Below are 16624 nucleotides of genomic sequence, written 5' to 3'. Positions count from 1 at the left end.
CAGGCACTGCGAGGTCAGGCGCCGTCGTCGATCATGTCGATCAGGTCGGCCACCGAGTCGACCACCAGGGACGGGCGGAACGGGTAGCGGTCGACCTGCTCCTTGGCCATGACGCCGCTGAGCACCAGAATCGTGTGCAGCCCGGCCTCCATGCCCGAGACGATGTCGGTGTCCATCCGGTCGCCGATCATCGCGGTGCTCTCGCTGTGGCCGTCGATGGCCCGCAGGGCGCTGCGCATCATCATCGGGTTGGGCTTGCCCACGAAGTAGGGCTCCACGCCGGTCGCCTTGGTGATCATCGCCGCGACCGCGCCGCAGGCGGGCAGCGAGCCCTCGTTGGACGGGCCGACCGGATCGGGGTTGGTGGCGATGAACCGGGCGCCGCCCTCGATCAGCCGGATGGCCCGGGTGATCTGGGTGAAGCTGTAGGTGCGGGTTTCGCCGAGCACCACGTAATCGGGCTCGATGTCGGTCAGGATGTAGCCGGCCTCGTGCAGCGCGGTGGTCAGGCCGGCCTCGCCGATCACATAGGCGGAGCCACCGGGGCGCTGGCCGTCCAGGAACTTCGCCGTGGCGAGCGCCGAGGTCCAGATCGACTCCGGCGGGATGTCGAGGCCGGCCGCGCGCAGCCGTACGGCGAGGTCGCGCGGGGTGTAGATGGAGTTGTTGGTGAGCACCAGGAACCGCTTGCCGGACTCGCGCAGACGGCGGATGAACTCATCGGCCCCGGCCACCGGATGCCCCTCGTGGACGAGGACTCCGTCCATGTCCGACAACCAGCACTCGATCGGCTTTCGCTCGTTCACCGTTTCCCCGCATTCCAGGCCAACAGGTACGCAACAAGGATGACAGGTTCAAGATAGGCAACGCGTCATCAGACCCGCCTGGTCGAGCAGTGCGACAGCCGGCGGCGGCACAGACGAGCCCGGCCACGACGAAACGCCCCTGCCGTCCCAAGACGGCAGGGATGTGCTCGTGTTCGGCTTTCTCCGGGGGATTTCCCAGCTCTTACGGCCTGCACCCCTCAGTGGCGCCGCGTTTGGGAAACCACGTTCCCAAGGGGCACGGTCGGCGCCCGCGGGGGTGGTGGCGGCGGGACGGTTGGACAGGCAGTACTGCCAAGACTGTCCGGTGCGGCTCGGGCGGGAAGCGGGTTGCCGAAGCCGAGGAGTCCGGAGGGCGATGCGCACGCCCCGATCGGGATGACATGTAGCGGCGACGATAATTCGGTCGACGATGCGGGACGGCCGCTGTCAACATGGTCTTGATGTCCCGAGCGTAGTAACACCTCGATCACTGGCAGGGGATGGACCCCGGAGCCGTAGGCCCGGCGTAGAGACCATCCCCCTGTCGATGCTGTCTGTCGTCAGCAGCGCCTTGGCTTGCCACGCGCTGCTCATCATCTGGACGACAGGGGTTCCCGGCAACGGAACCACCTGTGATCGATGTGCGGCGTCGATGACGCCGAGAAGAGGACTCTTCACATGGAACTCCACGAGTATGCGCGGTATGACGCCGTCGGGCTCCGGGACCTGATCAGGACGGGCGAGGTCACCGCCGACGAGGTCGAGGCCGCCGCGCGAAAGGCGCTGGCGATGGCGGACACCGAGGTGAACGGTCTGGCGTTGCCGGTGTTCACCCCAGCGCTCGAGCACGCCGAAGACGGGCCGTTCGCCGGGGTGCCGTTCTTGATCAAGGACCATGGACCGGTGGCGAAGGGGGTCCCGTTCTCCCTTGGAAGCCGTGCCCTGCCGGGCGTCGTCGCTCGGCACGACAGCGATCTGATGGCCCGCTTCCGGGCCGCCGGACTGGTCACGCTGGGCTTGACCACCGTGCCGGAGATGGCGATCAGCTTCTCCACCGAATCGGTCAAACACGGCCCGACCCACAACCCGTGGGATCTGGAGCGAGGCGTGGGCGGGTCGAGCGGCGGCGCCGCCGCTCTGGTCGCCGCCGGCGCCGTGCCGGTCGCCCACGGCAGCGACGGAGCCGGGTCCATCCGGATTCCGGCCTCCTGCTGCGGGCTGGTCGGGCTCAAGCCCAGCCGGGGCCGAGTCCCGTGCGGGCCCGATCTGGGAGAGGCGATGCTCGGGATGGCGTACGAGTTCGGGTTGACGCGTACCGTCCGCGATGCCGCCCACCTCTTGGACGCGGTCCAAGGACCCGGTGTCGGTGACAAGTACACCGCGCCACCTCCGCGCGGTCGGTACGTCGACGAATTGGAGGCCGTCCCCGGCCGACTGCGGGTGGCGGTGACCACCAAGGCCTGGTCAGGCGCGGCGGTGGACGGCCAGGTGGCTGCGGCGGCGATCCGGACCGGCCACGTGCTGGAGCAGATGGGGCACATCATCACCGATGCCAGCCCGGTCCTCGACTGGGAGGCCGTTCTGCAAAGTACGGTGGCCGAAGCGGTCACGATCGCCTCTTTGCTGCTCATGGCACCCCGACAACCCGACCCGGCCAAGCTGGAAGCCGTCACCAGGCGGCTTTTGCAAGTGGCCAGGGAGTACAGCGCGCTGGATCTGCTGGCCGCCTTCGGCGCGCAGAACCGGGTGACCCGATCGGTGGGTGCGTTCTTCACCGACTACGACCTGCTCATCACTCCGACGCTGGGCCGGCTTCCGGCGCCGCACGGCACTCTGCGCTACGACGACCCGGCCCACACCTTGATGAGCTGGCTACAGTCGATTTTCGACTACGGCCCGTTCACCATGGTTTTCAACATCTCCGGTCAGCCCGCGATCAGCCTGCCGCTGGGCCGCAGCGACAGTGGGCTGCCGATCGGAGTGCAGATCATCGCCCCCTACGGCCGCGAGGATCTACTGTTCCAGGTCGCCACCCAACTGGAACAGGCCATGCCCTGGAAGCATCAGATCCCCCGGTTCTTCATCGGGAGGCGCTGACGGTCTTCACTGGGAAGCACTGACGGAGACGGCTTCGCAGGCCCGCGTTCAAACACCGCGGCCCACCTCTGCGCGTGCGTGCCGCAGAGGCGGGCCCACTTTCCACCGGGGGCGGGAGCTGTTCAAGGGGGTTGTTCAGGAGGTGACGTAAAGTTTCTGATCGTAGGCACCTGAGCCGGCGGTGGTCTCACCGAGGATCTGGAAGGTGGCGCTGAAAGTGGCCGAGCCGGGGCACAGGAAGCTGCCGCCGGTCTTGACGAGGTTGTAGTTGGTGGCCTTCGCCTGAGCCTGGGCGATCGAAGTGATCGGGCGATTGGCGTTGTCGGGGTTGAAGCCGTCCATGACGATGCTGTTTCCGGTGCCGGAGCCTCGGTAGGTGCAAATGATGGTGCCGAACCAGCCGGTGGTCGCCGCGGAGACGTTGACGTTCTTGATGGTGACGGTGCTGTCGCGTCCGCCGCTCACCGGGCCGTAGGTGACGTTGCCGTCGTTCCAGGGCAGCGAGACCGCGGTCACGGTGGAGGTGCCGCCGCCGCTGTTCGGGCATGCCGGGCCGGGGTTGTTGCTGAAGTTGAAGGCCGAGATGTTCAGGGCGGTGCCGTTCGACTGGACGGTGCCGTCGATGTTGCCGATGTTGCAGGTGCCGGTGCCGAGTGACGTCGAGACCGTCGCGGGCGCGATCAGTGTCGCGCGGACCTTGCCCGAGTAAGCGGCACCGGCCGCGTTGTCCCGGTGAATCGTGGTAGTGGCCGCCCACGCGGGGACCGAGGCGAGAGTGAATGCGACAGTGGTTACGGCTACGACGACGGCGGCGAGGTTCCGGGTACGTTTCATCGACCACTCCCATGTAATTTACCGGACACCGTGAGAGTAGATATCCGCATATTCTCCGTCAATGTCGACGAGTCGAATATCTTTGTCAAACGCGATTTTCCATCGCGAATTCCAGAAAACTCTGTTGAGATAAGCGCTTCGCTCGCGGGAATACGAATCGACCGATCCGATGGAATTTCGCGAGGCCGAAATGCCGCACACTATACGTTACGGAAGATCCTTCTTGCAGTTCGTCGCGCAGCCGTCGACAAGCGGAGGCCGCGCGTTGAATCGCAAAGCACGGCTTCGCGGCCTCGTCGAGCCGTATCACGTCGAATTTACGTCGACCCCATCGGGTGCAGCTTTTCATTGCGCATGATCGGACCAGCCGCGACAGCGAATACGGATGCCGCCATAAATATCTTCCGGCCAACCGGCAGGCAACACGGACGAAGAAGATCCCTTTGGCCGCATGCGAGCATCAATCGCCGCAGGAGAATCCTCCGGCACAAGACGAAAGAGACCAAGCAGTTGAGTTAACACCGACTCCGGGCGCGAAACCCACGGTCCACGACCATGTCCGGTCACACCGGTCCCGGCGATCGGAGTGGCCCCGACGCTCGGCGGTGGCGTTTCGGAGGATGTCGGTGAGGGTGACCGGTTCGGTTCCGCTGCCGGCAGCCAATACCTCACCTGCGTTCTCGACGCGCAGAATCAGTCCCGATGTCGTCGATGCACTGTCATGCAGGACATCGGCCAGGCATTGGTCAGGCGCCGGTCTCGGGTCCGGCGGCCTGGTCGAAGGCGGCCGCCTCCTCCGCCGACCAGGCGAGCCGGCCGGTGCGCAGGTCGTCGATGACCGAGCGCACCCATCGCTCCTCGGCCACGGTGACGGCGTGCAGGTATTCGGTCTCGAGGTTGGAGACCCTGGGGAGCCCGTCGGCCTGGGCGGTCAGGCCGGCCTCCATGCCTGCCAGGGTCTGGGCCAGCAGGTCGGCGCGTCGCTCCAGCACCCGCAGCGCCTCCAGCGGAGTGATCATCATCAGATGTGACAGGGCCATCGGGAAGCGGGGGTACTCCTGTTTGGGCAGGGCCAGCATCTGCTCCAGCCACTGGCGGGCGGCCTGGCGTCCGGCGTCGGTGAGTTCGTACACGGTCCGCTCGGGATAGGCGTGGTCACGTCCGGTCTCGCGAACCGAGATCAAGCCCTCGGCATGTAGACGGTCGATGGTCCGATACAGGCTCGCGCGCTGGCTCACGTTGACGACCTGGTCCTTGCCCCACTGTTTGATCAGCCGCTGCACACCGTAGGGATGCAGCGGCTTGTAGTGCAGCAGCGCCAGCACGGTCAGGGCGAGTGGGGAGGCAGAGGTGCTCATGCCGCCGATACTAGCCTCAAAAAAACTGGTTGACGTGAAACTAGTATCAATGCAACTATTCAGGAGTTGGGTCGAACCAAGGAGTTGGATATGAGCAAGGGGAGCACGGCGTTGGTGATCGGGGGCGGCATCGCCGGCCCGGTGACGGCACTGGCACTGGCCAAAGCGGGCATCCGGGCGACTGTCTACGAGGCACACGCGGCCGCCGCTGACGGCATTGGAGCCATGCTGAGTCTGGCGCCCAACGGACTGGACGCGTTGCAGGTCATCGGGGCGGACAAGGCCGTGCAAGCCATCGGCCAGCCGGTCCCCGGCGTGGTGATGGCCGATGGCGAGGGAAACCGGCTCGCCGAGTTCGGCGGTTTCCCCGGCCTGCCCGCCACCCTGGCGATGGCCCGCGCCGACCTGTTTCGCGCACTGGCCGACCATGCGATGGACGGTGGCGTGCCGATCGAGTACGGCAAGCGGCTCGTCACCGCCGAAGAGACCTCCGACGGCGTCATCGCCACCTTCTCCGACGGCAGCACCGCCACCGCCGACGTGCTGATCGGCGCCGACGGCATCCGCTCCGCCGTCCGTACCCTCATCGACCCCGGCGCGCCCGGCCCCGAGTACGGCGGCGTCCTCAGCTTCGGCGGCTACGCCACCGGCAGCGGGGTGCAGGCCGAGCCGGGCGTCATGTACTTCGCCTTCGGCCGCACCTTCATCGGCTACTGGCGCCTGCCCGACGACCGCATCTGCTGGTTCGCCAGCCTTCCCCGCACCGCCCCGCTCACCTCCGCCGAGGTCGGCCGCGTCCCCGCCGCCGACTGGCTGGCGCAACTACGCGACCTGTACATCGGCCATGTGCCCGGCGAAACCCTCCTGGCCCACACCGATCCCCGGAACCTGATGGCTGTGGGCCCGATGGAGCGCATGCCCTCGGTGCCGCGCTGGCACCGCGGCCGCATGGTGCTGGTCGGCGACTCGGCCCATGCCCCGTCCTCCAGTTCCGGACAGGGCGCCTCCATGACCATCGAGAGCGCCGTCGAATTGGCCCGGTGCCTGCGTGACCTGCCCGCCGCCGCCGCGTTCACCGCCTACGAACAGCTGCGCCGCCCCCGGGTGGAGATGGTCGGCGGCAACGCCGCCGCCACGAACAAGGCCAAGGCCGGCCAGGCCGGCGGCAAGCCCGCCATGCCCACCCCCGAGCAGATGTTCGCCCCCCTCCACCGCCACCACATCAACTGGCACGAGACCGTCGTCGCCGACCACGACCTCGCGGGCGAATGAACCGGCCCGATCCAGCCGCCCGGGACGGCGGTCGGCCGGACGCCCTACTGCACGGTGCGCCAGCTCTGCTCCTCGACCAGTTCCCTGCTGCGCCAGCCGTACGGCGTGCGGATCATGCGATGGTGGTACCACCCCCCACCGCGGATGAGCCCGGCGACGTCGGCGGCGACCATCTCTCTGGAGGGGGCGAGCGTGTCGGTGAAGGAGGCCGTGACCACGGCCTCCTCCCCCTCGAACCTGACGGCCGTCGCTCCGATCAGATGCTGGCGTCCCGGCCAGTGCGGCAGCACCTCGGCCAGCCAGCGCCGGGCCTCGTCCCGGGTGCCCCGGATGCCGCCGGCCGCGGTGTAGTCGATCACCGCGTCGGGGGTGAACACCAGGTCCAGCCGCGCCCAGTCTCCGGTGTCGATGGCGTAGGCGTATTTGGCGAGCAGGTCGCCGATCTCCAACCGGTCCGCGATCTCCTGTTCCCTCATCCCCCTATCCAACCAAACGCTTGGTCAGGGCGCGAGGGCTTCCAGCGCCGCTTCCGCCCTGCGCATCGACTCCTCCGGGTCGGCGTCGGGTGAGCCGATCTCCGGATCGAAGTTGAGGTCGTGGAAGACGTCGGTGACACCCTTGGCCTCCAGCCGGGCCACGTCCTGCCGGATCTCCTCGAACGAGCCGGTAAGCGCGGCGCGTCCGGCCGCTCCGGCCGAGCGGATCCGGGTGACGCCCCGGGTGACGAACCGCAGCGCCCCGGGATCGCGTCCGGCCGCCCGAGCCGCTTCCTTTACAATGTAGATTTTCTCGTCGATGCGGTCGAGGTCCTCACGGCTCGCGCTGATCCAGCCGTCCGCCAGCCTCCCCGCGCGCCGCAGCGCCACCTCCGCACCCCCACCGAGCAGGATCGGCGGCTGCGTGAGCGGCTTGGGATCCTGGTGCACGGGCGGCAGTTCGTAGAACTCCCCCTTGTGCTCCACGACCTCCTCCGACCACAGCCGCCGCAGCACGTGGATGAACTCCTCCCCGCGCCGCCCGCGCCGCTCGAAGGGCACCCCCGACGCGGCGAACTCCTCCGGCAGCCAGCCCAGCCCGAGTCCGACGTCCAGCCTGCCGCCGGACACCGCCTGCAGGCTGGTCAGCTGCTTGGCCAGCATCGCCGGCGAGGCGAACGGCATGTTGAGCACCGCCACACCGAGCCGGACGCGGGTGGTCACCCCCGCCAGGTAGGAGAGCGTGACCACCGGATCGTGCACGCTTCGGTAGACCGGACCCATCGGATGCCCCTGGGGGTACAGCAGGCGTTGGAAGGTCCACACCTCGTGGTAGCCGAGCTCCTCGGCCCTGCGGGCGACCCGCACCATGTTGGCGGGCGTCGCCCAGGACCCCGACACCGGCACCGCGAATCCGATCCTCATGCCATGCACTTTATGCGGCCGTGAGGCGGCAGGGCGGATCAGTGGTTCACTTGCCGGATGAGCGACAGCGACGACCTGATCGACGAACTCCGCCGGATCGGCGTCCGGTACGGCGACGCGCCCGCCGAAGTGCTGCCCACCAGGCCGGACGTGATCATCGTACGGGCGGGGTCCGTCGTGGTGAAGGCGCATGCCCCGGGGGCCGAGGAGGCGCCGCTGGCGGCGCGGATGCGAGTCGTCGCGCATCCGGCGCTGCGCGAGATCATGCTCGAACCGGTGGCCGAGGAGGTCACCGTGGTCGGCGACCGGCTGGTCACCGTATGGCCGGCCGGCACCCCGGTGGACCACCGGGACCCGGACGAGGCCCCCTGGGAGGCGGCCGCACGGCTGCTGGCCCGGCTGCACGCCGTACCGGCGCGGGCGCTGCCCCCGTTGCCGCCCGCGGGCGGCCCCGCCCGGGTCGCCGGCACGGTCGCCCGCCTGGACGGCGACTCCGCCGCCGAGCGCGTCGTGCGCCAGGCCCTGGCCTGCCTGCCCGCCCTCGACGCCGGACCCGGCTCGACGACCCACGGCGACTGGCACATGGGCCAGCTGGTGCGCATCCGGGGCGAGTGGATCCTCATCGACGTCGACGATCTGGGAATCGGCGATCCGGCCTGGGATCTGGCCAGGCCCGCCGCCTGGTTCGCGGCCGGGCTGCTGGAGCCGCAGGTATGGCACCGCTTCCTCTCCGCCTACCGCGCCGCGGGCGGGCGGGCCGCCGGGGACGGTGACCCGTGGGAGCGACTGGACCTGCCGGCGCAGGCGATGACCGTGCAGCTCACCGCGGCCGCGGTGGCCGCCGCGAAACGGGAGGGACGGCCGCTGGACGAGGTCGAGCAGGTGCTGATCGACACCTGTCAAAGGATTGTCCGGTTCCGAAGCGCCTGCCATAGTGTGCCCACGCAGTAGGTTGTGGTTACTTCAACACAATGCCAAAGGCAAGGAGATCAGCCAGATGCAGTGCCCGAAGTGTCGCGGCGCCATGCGCACTTATGAGCGCAACGGCGTCCATATCGACCAGTGTGACAGCTGTCGCGGGATCTTCCTGGACTATGGCGAGCTTGAGACGCTGACTCGCATGGAGAGCCAGTGGTCCCAGTCGCATGCCGCTCCCCCGCCGCCCCCGCCGCCGCCGGTCCACGGCGCCCCGGGCTGGGGTGCGCCGCACCACGGTGGTCACTACGGCCACCACCGCCAGCGCAGCTGGGTGGGAATGCTCTTCTCGACCTGATCTGCCCAGGGGGAAACGAAGACCGCGATCCCGGCAAGGGATCGCGGTCTTCTCATGCGACGGGGAGACCTCGGCCAGGAGGCCTCCGCACACACCGGGGAGGGTTCGGCCAGGAGGCCTCCGCATGCGCCGGCGAGGGCTCAGCCGGGGAAGTCTCCCGGCTTGACGCGCTTGGGCCGCACCGTTCCGCCCCTGACGGCGTTCAGCGTGATGGTCCAGTCGGTCCAGCGGATCTGGGTCGCGGTGTGCACCGTCCTGAAGCGCACGGACTTGCCGAACTGCTCGAAAGTGCACGAGCGGGTGAAGCTGCGGGCTTTGGAATCCCAGTCGGTGCCGAGGGTGTAGTAGACCTTGTACTTCCCGTCACGCACGCCCTGGACCCTGAACTTCGACTTCTTACGGACGTAGACGGTGATCGCCTTCTTCTTGCCGCGCATCAGCACGACGACGGCGTCCTGCCCGTTGCCGTTCTTCAACTCGAGATAGGCGCGCCCGGGACGCCCCTCGGAGTGGATGAACTTGCCATTGGACAGGCGCCGGGTCTTCTGCCCGGCCGCCTTCACCGAGACGACGCCCGCCGGATATCCGGCCAGCGCACCCGCGGCCTTCTCCACGCCGGACAGTTCGTCCGCCTTGTCCATCCCGGTCAGCACGGCGGGACCGGTGCACACCTGCTGGTCCTGCGCGTCCTGGCGAGCGGTGTCGAAAGCCGCGGCGAAGCGGCGCAGCGCCAGCACATATTCGTCGTGCTGGGCTCTGACGTCGGCGGGCGGCGTCAGCGGCGTCAGCTGGGCGACGGCGTCGTTCACCGCGGCGGACGCCCGCTCCAGCCGCTTGTCGAGGTCTTTCAGCTTTGCGGTCGCGGCCACTTTCCGCACCGCCTCCCGCACCGGTCCTCGCGCCTTCTCCAACTCGGCCCGGTACGCCTCGGAGGTGAGCTCCACGGGGGCGGGCGTGCCGCTGGCGGGCGCGCCCGTCTCACCGCCGGATCCCGGCCCCGTTCCCACCACGCCGCTCGCACTGGCCGAACCGGTCGGGGGCTCGTCGGAGGTGCCGGAGGAGCAGGCGCTCAAGGTCAACAGGGTGACCACGACGCAGGACAGGAGACGGGGGGTAGTCACCTGTCCCACTATTGCCGGATCGATCACGACCCGTCAACGGTCGAAATGGACCGCACCATACGGCCAGGCGAGCGACGCCAACGAAAATCACCAGAAATGGCTTTCACATGCATAAATACGACATGATTTATCGCGATACAAGGGACGGTGCACGCCTGTACGCCGCGAAAGCAATTCCCCCTCGCCCGCCGGACGGACCCTCAGGACACCGGGCGGACCCCCAGGCCGGACGGACCCTCAGGACACCGGACGGACCACGAGCAGGGAGCGGGGCCGTTTGGTGAACTCCACCTCCCCGGGCACGGTGCAGGTCTCGCCATCGCGGGCCAGCCGCAACGCGCCGGAGGGTGAGGAGACCCTCAACGTGTCGGCCTGCCACTGCTGGTAGTGCCGGGACAGGCCTATTCCGCCCAGCAACACACTGGTGAACGCGCGCAACCGCGGCAGCCGGGAGGCTGCGGTCAGCAGCCGGACGTCCAGCAGCCCGTCTTCCAGTCGCCGGCGCAGACGCGGGGCGGCTCCGCGCGAGTCGTAGCGGCAGTTGCCGACGAAGAGCAGCCACATCCGCTGGGGCACGCCGTCGATGACGACCTCATCGGGCTCGGCGGTGCGCAGCACGCGGCCCAGGGCCCACAGCAGCGCGGGCCACTTGCCGACGCGTTGCTCGACGGCCTCGCGGCGGTCGACCATCTCCGGATAGACGCCGAGGCCGGCGTTGTTGAGGAAGATCCGGCCGGCCACCTCCCCCACGTCCACCGCGACCACCCCGCCCGAACGGTAGGCGGCCATCGCGTCTTCGGGATCGCGCAGGCCCAGCGCTCCGGCGAAGTGGTCCAGCGTACCCGCGGGGATGACCAGCAGCGGCCTGCGGTGTTCCAGCGCGGCCTGTGCCCCGCGGTTGACGGTGCCGTCGCCGCCCGCGACCGCGAGCACCCGGGCACGGGCGGCGGCCTCGTCCATCAGTTCGGGCACGTCGTCTCCGTCCGCCTCGACCACCTCGGCCTTGGGCAGCCAGGCCCGCACCATCGTGGCCGTGGCCGTGTCCGGACCGGCGCCCGCCGCGGGGTTGATCACCGCCACCACCCCCCGACCCTCGGGATCGTGGCCGAGCACCGGAGGCGCGGTGACGACCCTTGGCGCACCCGTCATGGCCTGCGGCCACAGCCGCCGGGTGAGCAGTCCGGTCGCCACGCCGATCGCGGCTCCCACGAGAACGTCCCCCGGGTAGTGCACGCCGGTGTAGACCCGGGAGAAGCAGACCGCGGCCGCGAGCAGCGCGACGGGCGCCGCGACCACGCCGGGCGCCTCCATGGCCACGGCGGTGGCGAACGCGGCGGCCGAGGCCGAATGGCCGGAGGGGAACGACGCCGACACGGGCATCTTGACCATCCGCGCCAGCGGGAGCCCGTCCGGTGACGGCCGGTTCCGGGCGAAGGCCTGCTTGCCCACCAGGTTCACCAGGGGGCTGGCCAGGCTGACGGCCAGCAGGCCGCGGGTCGCGGCGCGGCGCATCGGCCGCCGCCCGCTGATCGCCAGTGCTCCGGAGAGCCCGGCCCACAGCAGAGAGTTGTCGGCGGCACGCGACAGGGCGGGCACGAGCCGTTCGAGGCCGGGGAGCTTCGCGCCCGCGACCGCGGCGAACAACCGCCGGTCCAGCCTGCCGAGCCGCGACCTCAACCGCATGCGCTCCACCTTTCCGAATGACGGGCGAGTGAACAGGAACTTAATTCTGTCGCATACCCCGATATCCGGCGCACGCCCCATTTCTTACCCTCCCATAATTCCCAGAAGAGAGCCTATTTGCAGAAATGGGGTGGAATGAAACGGTCGATCGGCATCGTTCTTGCGCTGCTGCTCGGCGCCGTGGTGGTGACGGCGGTCGTCCTGGGCAACGGGGGCGGTGAACCGGCCACGGTGCGAGGAGTGATCGGCTCGGAGAAGAAGCCGTTCTTCGAGGATCCCCGGGTACGCGCGGCGTTCGAGCGGCACGGGCTGCGGGTGGAGGTGGACACCGCCGGATCCCGGCAGATCGCAACCGAGGTCAAACTCGACGACTACGCGTTCGCGTTCCCCTCCAGCCTCCCCGCCGCGGAGAAGATCAAAAAGGATCGGAAGGTCTCGACGACGTTCTCCCCCTTCTACTCGCCCATGGCGGTCGCCACGTTCCGGCCGATCTCCGACGTCCTGGCCAAGGCCGGGCTGGTGCGCGACTCGGGCCGGGGCTACCGGGTGCTCGACATCGCCGCGTACATGGACCTGGTGGCCAAGGGCACCCGATGGGACCGGCTGCCGGGCAACGACGCCTATCCGGCGCGCAAGCGGGTGTTGCTGACCACCACCGACATCAGGACCTCCAACTCCGCGGCCATGTATCTGGCGATGACCAGCTACGTCGCCAACGGCGAGGACGTGGTCACCACCCCGGCCCAGGTGCCCGGAGTGGCCAAGGCGGTGGCGCCGATCTTCCTCGACCAGGGCCACTCGCAGGCCTCGACCGAGGCCCCGTTCGACGACTACCTGGTCATGGGGTGGGGCAAGACGCCGATGGTCATGATCTACGAGGCCCAGTACCTGTCTCACGTGTTCGCCGGCGACGGCTCGATCCGGCCCGAGATGCAGCTGCTCTACCCCGCGCCGACCGTGCTGAGCAAGCACACGCTGGTGCCGTTCACCTCGCAGGCGGCCGAGGTCGGGCGGCTGCTGACCGAGGATCCCGAGCTCAGAGACCTCGCCGCGCAGCACGGCTTCCGCACCGCCGACCCGGGGCCGTTCGCCGGCCTGGTCGCCAAGCACAAGGCACCGGTGGCACGGGATCTGGTGGACGTGGTGGAGCCGCCCACCTACGAGCACCTGGAGGAACTCATCTCCGACATCGAGCGGCTGTACGCCAGCGGCGCCGTGCCGCGAACCGAAGGAAGGCCCTGACATGGCCGGCGGCGACATGGCCGACAGCGAACTGACCCTGACCCCTCCGGCCCCGGTGGCCGCCGTGCCCGCCTCGACAGCGGCCACCATGCTCCCGCTGGCCGACGGCCGCGAGGCAGAACTCGCCGTCAAGGCGCAGGGGTTCGCCGCTGAACTGGCCGCGATGGATCCCCGCGCGCCGGACTTCACCCGCAAGGTGCGCGACATCTCCTCGATGGGCGACGCCGAGATCCGCTCCGCCTCCCAGGTGGCCAACCGGATGCTCAAGCGCCCGGTGGCCGCCCTGGCGGCGGCCAAGGGGGAAGGGGCCGACGCCCAGGGCCGGGTGGCGGACCGGCTGGTCGCGCTGCGCCGTACGGTGGTGGACCTCGATCCGAAACAGGCGGCGAGCGGCCCCCGCAAGCTGCTGGGGCTGATCCCCTTCGGAGACCGGCTGCGCGACTACTTCGCCAAGTATCAGAGCGCCCAGAAGCATCTGGACGACATCATCCGGGCGCTGAGGTCCGGCCAGGACGAGCTGCTGAAGGACAACGCCGCGATCGAGGGCGAGAAGGCGAACCTGTGGGAGACGATGACCCGCCTGCAGGAGTACGCGGTGCTGGTCGCCGCGCTCGACGCCGAGCTGGACGAGCGCATCCTCCTCCTCGACGCGACCGACCCCGACAAGGCCACCGCGCTACGCTCCGACGCCTTGTTCGCCGTACGGCAGAAGCACCAGGACATCCTCACCCAGCTCGCGGTCTCCGTCCAGGGCTACCTGGCCCTCGACCTGGTCCGCAAGAACAACCTGGAGCTCAGCAAGGGCGTGGACCGGGCCACCACCACGACGATCGCCGCGCTGCGCACCGCGGTGACCGTGGCCCAGGCGCTGGCCAACCAGAAGCTGGTGCTGGACCAGATCACCGCGCTCAACTCCACCACCGGAGACCTGATCCTGGCCACCAGCGAGATGCTGCGCACCCAGGCCGGCGCCGTCCAGAACCAGGCCGCCTCCACCACCGTCGACATGGACGTGCTGCGCAGGGCCTTCGACAACGTCTACGCCACCATGGACATGATCGACGGCTTCCGCTCGCAGGCCGTCGAGAGCATGGCGATCACCGTGAACAACCTGAGCACCGAACTCGCACACGCCAGAACCTACCTCGACCGCGCCGAGGCCGCCTCATGAGCGCGACGCCTCCCCCGACCCCGCCCGCTCCGCCGTCCTCCGCGTCTCCCGCGTCCTCTATGTCTCCGCTGTCTCTTGTGTCTCCCGTGTCTTCTGTGTCTTCGCCCCGCCGGACCGTCCCGTCCACCGTACGGCTGGCGGCGGTGGCACTGGCGCTGCTGACGCTGCCCGCGCTGGCCGCGCTGACGGCGTGCGCCCCGGGCGCCGCGCCCGAGGACGGCCCGGACGTGCTGCGGGTGCTGGCGGGCAGCGAGGTCAAGGACCTGGAGCCGATGCTGCGGCGCTCCGGCGTGCAGGTGAAGATCTCCTACGCCGGAACCCTGGACGGCGCCGAGCAGGTGGCGAGCGGCGGCGCGGACGGCTCCTACGACGCGATCTGGTTCTCCTCCAACCGCTACCTGTCGCTGATCGACGGCGCGTCGGCCCGGCTGTCCACCGAGACCAAGATCATGTCCTCTCCCGTGGTCCTCGGCCTCACGACCGCCAAGGCGAAGGAACTCGGCTGGGCGGACCGGCCGGTCACCTGGGAGCAGATCGCGACCGCCGCGCGCGGCAAACGGTTCACCTTCGGCATGACCAACCCCGCCTCCTCCAACTCGGGCTTCTCCGCGCTGGTCGGGGTGGCCGCCGCGCTGTCGGACGCCGGGGAGGCGCTGAGCGGCGAGCAGGTCACGGCGGTCACGCCCAAGCTCAAGGACTTCTTCTCCGCCCAGCGACTGACCTCGGGGTCCTCCGGCTGGCTGGCCGACGCCTACACCCGGGAGGGCGGGGTGGACGGCATCGTGAACTACGAGTCGGTGCTGCTCGGCATGAAGGGGCTGAGCCTGATCTATCCGAGCGACGGCGTGGTCACCGCCGACTACCCGCTCACCCTGCTGGCCTCGGCCAGGCCGGAGAAGAAGGAGCTGTACGGCAAGCTGACCGGCTGGCTGCGGACACCGGAGGCGCAACGGGAGATCATGACCACCACCCACCGGCGGCCGATCATCCCGGGGGTCCGGCCCGGACCGGAGTTCGGCACGGCACCGCTGCTGGAGCTGCCGTTCCCCAACCGCCGAGCCGCCGCCGACGCGTTGATCACCGCCTACCTCGACGAGGTGCGGGTCCCCGCGCGGGCGTTGTTCGTGCTGGACACCTCCGGGTCGATGGAGGGCGGGCGGATCGACGCGCTGCGCCAGGCGCTGGTCACGCTCACCGGCGCCGACACCTCTGCCTCCGGCACGTTCTCCCGCTTCCGCAGCAGGGAGAGCGTGGTGATGATCCCGTTCAACGACTCGGCCGGGCAGCCACAGCCGTTCGCGCTGCCCGAACATGATCCGCAGCCGGTCCTGGCGCAGATCAGGACCTACGCCGAGAACCTCCGGGCGGGCGGCGGAACCGCGATCTTCGACGGGTTGCGGGCCGCCTACCAGCAGGCCGCCGCGACCGGCCGGGACCACTACACCTCGGTCGTGCTGATGACCGACGGCGAGAACACCAACGGCATCTCCTACGACGAGTTCATGATGTTCTATCGGACGCTTCCCCTGGAGCAGCAGCGGGTTCGGACGTTCGTCGTGCTGTTCGGCGAGAGCGACGTGGAAGAGATGCGGAAGATAGCCAGGCTGACCCGGGGCGCCGTCTTCGACGCCCGCAGCGGATCGCTGGCCTCGGCGTTCAAGGAGATCCGTGGCTACCAGTGATCATCCGATGGCCCGCCCGGCGCATGCCCGGCGAGCCGGCGGCGGGGACGGGAGCGGCCGTGTCCGCTGAGCGGGCGCTGAGATATCTCGGCTCCACCAGGAACATCGTCGGCTGCGCACTGGCCCTGCTGGGGGCGCTGGCGCACTTCCTCGGCCTGGCCGGCGCGTTCTGGCCGGTGGTGGTCGCCGGGCTGTACGGCGTGGGCGCGCTGCTGGCCCCACCTGACCGGGTCCGGCTGGCCGTCTCCCATGCCGAGGTCGAGACCGGCCTGCTCCGCGCCGACCTCGACGCCCTGCTGCGCAAGGTGGAGGGCTCACAGCGATTCCCCGCCGACGTGCAGGCCCGGCTCGGCGGACTGGCCGACGTGCTCAGCGGCGTCCTGGGCCGGGCGGAGGTGCTGACCATCTCCCCCGACCACCTGCACATCGTCTCCCAGACGATCCGCGACTACCTGCCGGCCAGCCTGGAGGCCTACGCCAACCTGCCCCGCGCCTACGCCCTCAGCCGTCGCACGGACCGCGAGCGCAGCGCCCACGAGGAGCTCCTGGCCCAGCTCGACCTGCTGGAGGCCAAGCTCCGCGAGGTGGCCGGGGCCGTGCACCGGGGCGACGAGCAGGCCCTGCGCGACCAGGGCCGTTTCCTACGGGAGCGGTTCGGCGGATCCGACCTGGACCTGTAGCGGAG

Annotated in this window: 15 protein-coding genes; 8 read left to right on the top strand and 7 right to left on the bottom strand. The window is 69.4% G+C overall.

What is annotated here, in order from left to right:
- Positions 1-14: 14 nt before the first annotated feature.
- Entirely contained in the window at positions 15-806 is a 792-nt protein-coding gene (locus ACQPYK_RS16830) for an HAD-IIA family hydrolase (protein ID WP_433256238.1), read from the bottom strand.
- A gap of 678 nt (positions 807-1484) precedes the next feature.
- On the opposite strand from ACQPYK_RS16830, the gene ACQPYK_RS16825 reads away from it, so the two are divergent.
- A complete protein-coding gene (locus tag ACQPYK_RS16825) occupies positions 1485-2903 on the top strand; it encodes an amidase (protein WP_433256236.1) in 1419 nt (472 codons plus the stop codon).
- Between the two features lie 135 nt (positions 2904-3038).
- On the opposite strand, the gene ACQPYK_RS16820 is transcribed toward ACQPYK_RS16825, so the two are convergent.
- Positions 3039-3737 carry a hypothetical protein gene (locus ACQPYK_RS16820; RefSeq protein ID WP_433256235.1) on the bottom strand — a complete coding sequence of 233 codons (699 nt, stop codon included), beginning with the start codon at positions 3735-3737 and terminating at the stop codon, positions 3039-3041.
- A gap of 746 nt (positions 3738-4483) precedes the next feature.
- Positions 4484-5095 carry a PadR family transcriptional regulator gene (locus tag ACQPYK_RS16815; RefSeq protein WP_433256233.1) on the bottom strand — a complete coding sequence of 204 codons (612 nt, stop codon included), beginning with the start codon at positions 5093-5095 and terminating at the stop codon, positions 4484-4486.
- A 90-nt stretch (positions 5096-5185) separates the two neighbouring features.
- Here ACQPYK_RS16815 and ACQPYK_RS16810 point away from each other — a divergent pair, with 90 nt between their 5' ends.
- Positions 5186-6367 carry an FAD-dependent monooxygenase gene (locus ACQPYK_RS16810; RefSeq protein ID WP_433256231.1) on the top strand — a complete coding sequence of 394 codons (1182 nt, stop codon included), beginning with the start codon at positions 5186-5188 and terminating at the stop codon, positions 6365-6367.
- A gap of 44 nt (positions 6368-6411) precedes the next feature.
- Here ACQPYK_RS16810 and ACQPYK_RS16805 read toward each other — a convergent pair whose 3' ends face one another.
- Positions 6412-6843 (bottom strand): nuclear transport factor 2 family protein, encoded by a 432-nt coding sequence (locus ACQPYK_RS16805; RefSeq protein ID WP_433256230.1) that lies wholly within the window; start codon positions 6841-6843, stop codon positions 6412-6414.
- 24 nt (positions 6844-6867) lie between these two features.
- The gene (locus ACQPYK_RS16800) at positions 6868-7767 is read right to left on the bottom strand and encodes a TIGR03619 family F420-dependent LLM class oxidoreductase (protein WP_433256228.1); all 900 of its coding nucleotides are present in this window, start codon (positions 7765-7767) and stop codon (positions 6868-6870) included.
- A gap of 57 nt (positions 7768-7824) precedes the next feature.
- Here ACQPYK_RS16800 and ACQPYK_RS16795 point away from each other — a divergent pair, with 57 nt between their 5' ends.
- The gene (locus ACQPYK_RS16795; RefSeq protein ID WP_433256227.1) at positions 7825-8718 is read left to right on the top strand and encodes a phosphotransferase family protein; all 894 of its coding nucleotides are present in this window, start codon (positions 7825-7827) and stop codon (positions 8716-8718) included.
- A gap of 46 nt (positions 8719-8764) precedes the next feature.
- Positions 8765-9040, top strand: coding sequence for a zf-TFIIB domain-containing protein (locus tag ACQPYK_RS16790; protein ID WP_433256225.1), 276 nt, complete (start codon positions 8765-8767; stop codon positions 9038-9040).
- Between the two features lie 140 nt (positions 9041-9180).
- On the opposite strand, the gene ACQPYK_RS16785 is transcribed toward ACQPYK_RS16790, so the two are convergent.
- Both ACQPYK_RS16785 and ACQPYK_RS16780 read right to left on the bottom strand, forming a co-directional pair.
- Positions 9181-10161, bottom strand: coding sequence for a hypothetical protein (locus ACQPYK_RS16785; RefSeq protein WP_433256224.1), 981 nt, complete (start codon positions 10159-10161; stop codon positions 9181-9183).
- A 237-nt stretch (positions 10162-10398) separates the two neighbouring features.
- A complete protein-coding gene (locus ACQPYK_RS16780) occupies positions 10399-11844 on the bottom strand; it encodes a bifunctional phosphatase PAP2/diacylglycerol kinase family protein (protein ID WP_433256222.1) in 1446 nt (481 codons plus the stop codon).
- A 135-nt stretch (positions 11845-11979) separates the two neighbouring features.
- Here ACQPYK_RS16780 and ACQPYK_RS16775 point away from each other — a divergent pair, with 135 nt between their 5' ends.
- From ACQPYK_RS16775 to ACQPYK_RS16760, 4 genes are all read left to right on the top strand, one after another.
- The gene (locus ACQPYK_RS16775; RefSeq protein ID WP_433256221.1) at positions 11980-13086 is read left to right on the top strand and encodes a hypothetical protein; all 1107 of its coding nucleotides are present in this window, start codon (positions 11980-11982) and stop codon (positions 13084-13086) included.
- Between the two features lies 1 nt (position 13087).
- Positions 13088-14257 (top strand): toxic anion resistance protein, encoded by a 1170-nt coding sequence (locus tag ACQPYK_RS16770; protein ID WP_433256219.1) that lies wholly within the window; start codon positions 13088-13090, stop codon positions 14255-14257.
- A gap of 86 nt (positions 14258-14343) precedes the next feature.
- Positions 14344-15939, top strand: a complete 1596-nt coding sequence (locus ACQPYK_RS16765; RefSeq protein WP_433256218.1) for a substrate-binding domain-containing protein — start codon at positions 14344-14346, stop codon at positions 15937-15939.
- Entirely contained in the window at positions 15936-16619 is a 684-nt protein-coding gene (locus tag ACQPYK_RS16760) for a hypothetical protein (RefSeq protein WP_433256216.1), read from the top strand. The genes ACQPYK_RS16765 and ACQPYK_RS16760 overlap by 4 nt, the downstream gene beginning before the upstream one ends.
- Positions 16620-16624: the final 5 nt, after the last annotated feature.

This window comes from Streptosporangium sp. CA-135522 (assembly GCF_050949235.1).
Taxonomy (GTDB): Bacteria; Actinomycetota; Actinomycetes; order Streptosporangiales; family Streptosporangiaceae; genus Streptosporangium.
Note: the sequence above shows the minus strand (reverse complement) of the source record. Positions and strands in the feature narration are given on the sequence as shown.

Coding starts and splice junctions, on each gene's coding strand:
- ACQPYK_RS16825 (WP_433256236.1), top strand. CDS start 1,485: ATGGAACTCCACGAGTATGCGCGGTATGACGCCGTCGGGCTCCGGGAC.
- ACQPYK_RS16820 (WP_433256235.1), bottom strand. CDS start 3,737: ATGAAACGTACCCGGAACCTCGCCGCCGTCGTCGTAGCCGTAACCACT.
- ACQPYK_RS16815 (WP_433256233.1), bottom strand. CDS start 5,095: ATGAGCACCTCTGCCTCCCCACTCGCCCTGACCGTGCTGGCGCTGCTG.
- ACQPYK_RS16810 (WP_433256231.1), top strand. CDS start 5,186: ATGAGCAAGGGGAGCACGGCGTTGGTGATCGGGGGCGGCATCGCCGGC.
- ACQPYK_RS16805 (WP_433256230.1), bottom strand. CDS start 6,843: ATGAGGGAACAGGAGATCGCGGACCGGTTGGAGATCGGCGACCTGCTC.
- ACQPYK_RS16800 (WP_433256228.1), bottom strand. CDS start 7,767: ATGAGGATCGGATTCGCGGTGCCGGTGTCGGGGTCCTGGGCGACGCCC.
- ACQPYK_RS16795 (WP_433256227.1), top strand. CDS start 7,825: ATGAGCGACAGCGACGACCTGATCGACGAACTCCGCCGGATCGGCGTC.
- ACQPYK_RS16790 (WP_433256225.1), top strand. CDS start 8,765: ATGCAGTGCCCGAAGTGTCGCGGCGCCATGCGCACTTATGAGCGCAAC.
- ACQPYK_RS16780 (WP_433256222.1), bottom strand. CDS start 11,844: ATGCGGTTGAGGTCGCGGCTCGGCAGGCTGGACCGGCGGTTGTTCGCC.
- ACQPYK_RS16775 (WP_433256221.1), top strand. CDS start 11,980: ATGAAACGGTCGATCGGCATCGTTCTTGCGCTGCTGCTCGGCGCCGTG.
- ACQPYK_RS16770 (WP_433256219.1), top strand. CDS start 13,088: ATGGCCGGCGGCGACATGGCCGACAGCGAACTGACCCTGACCCCTCCG.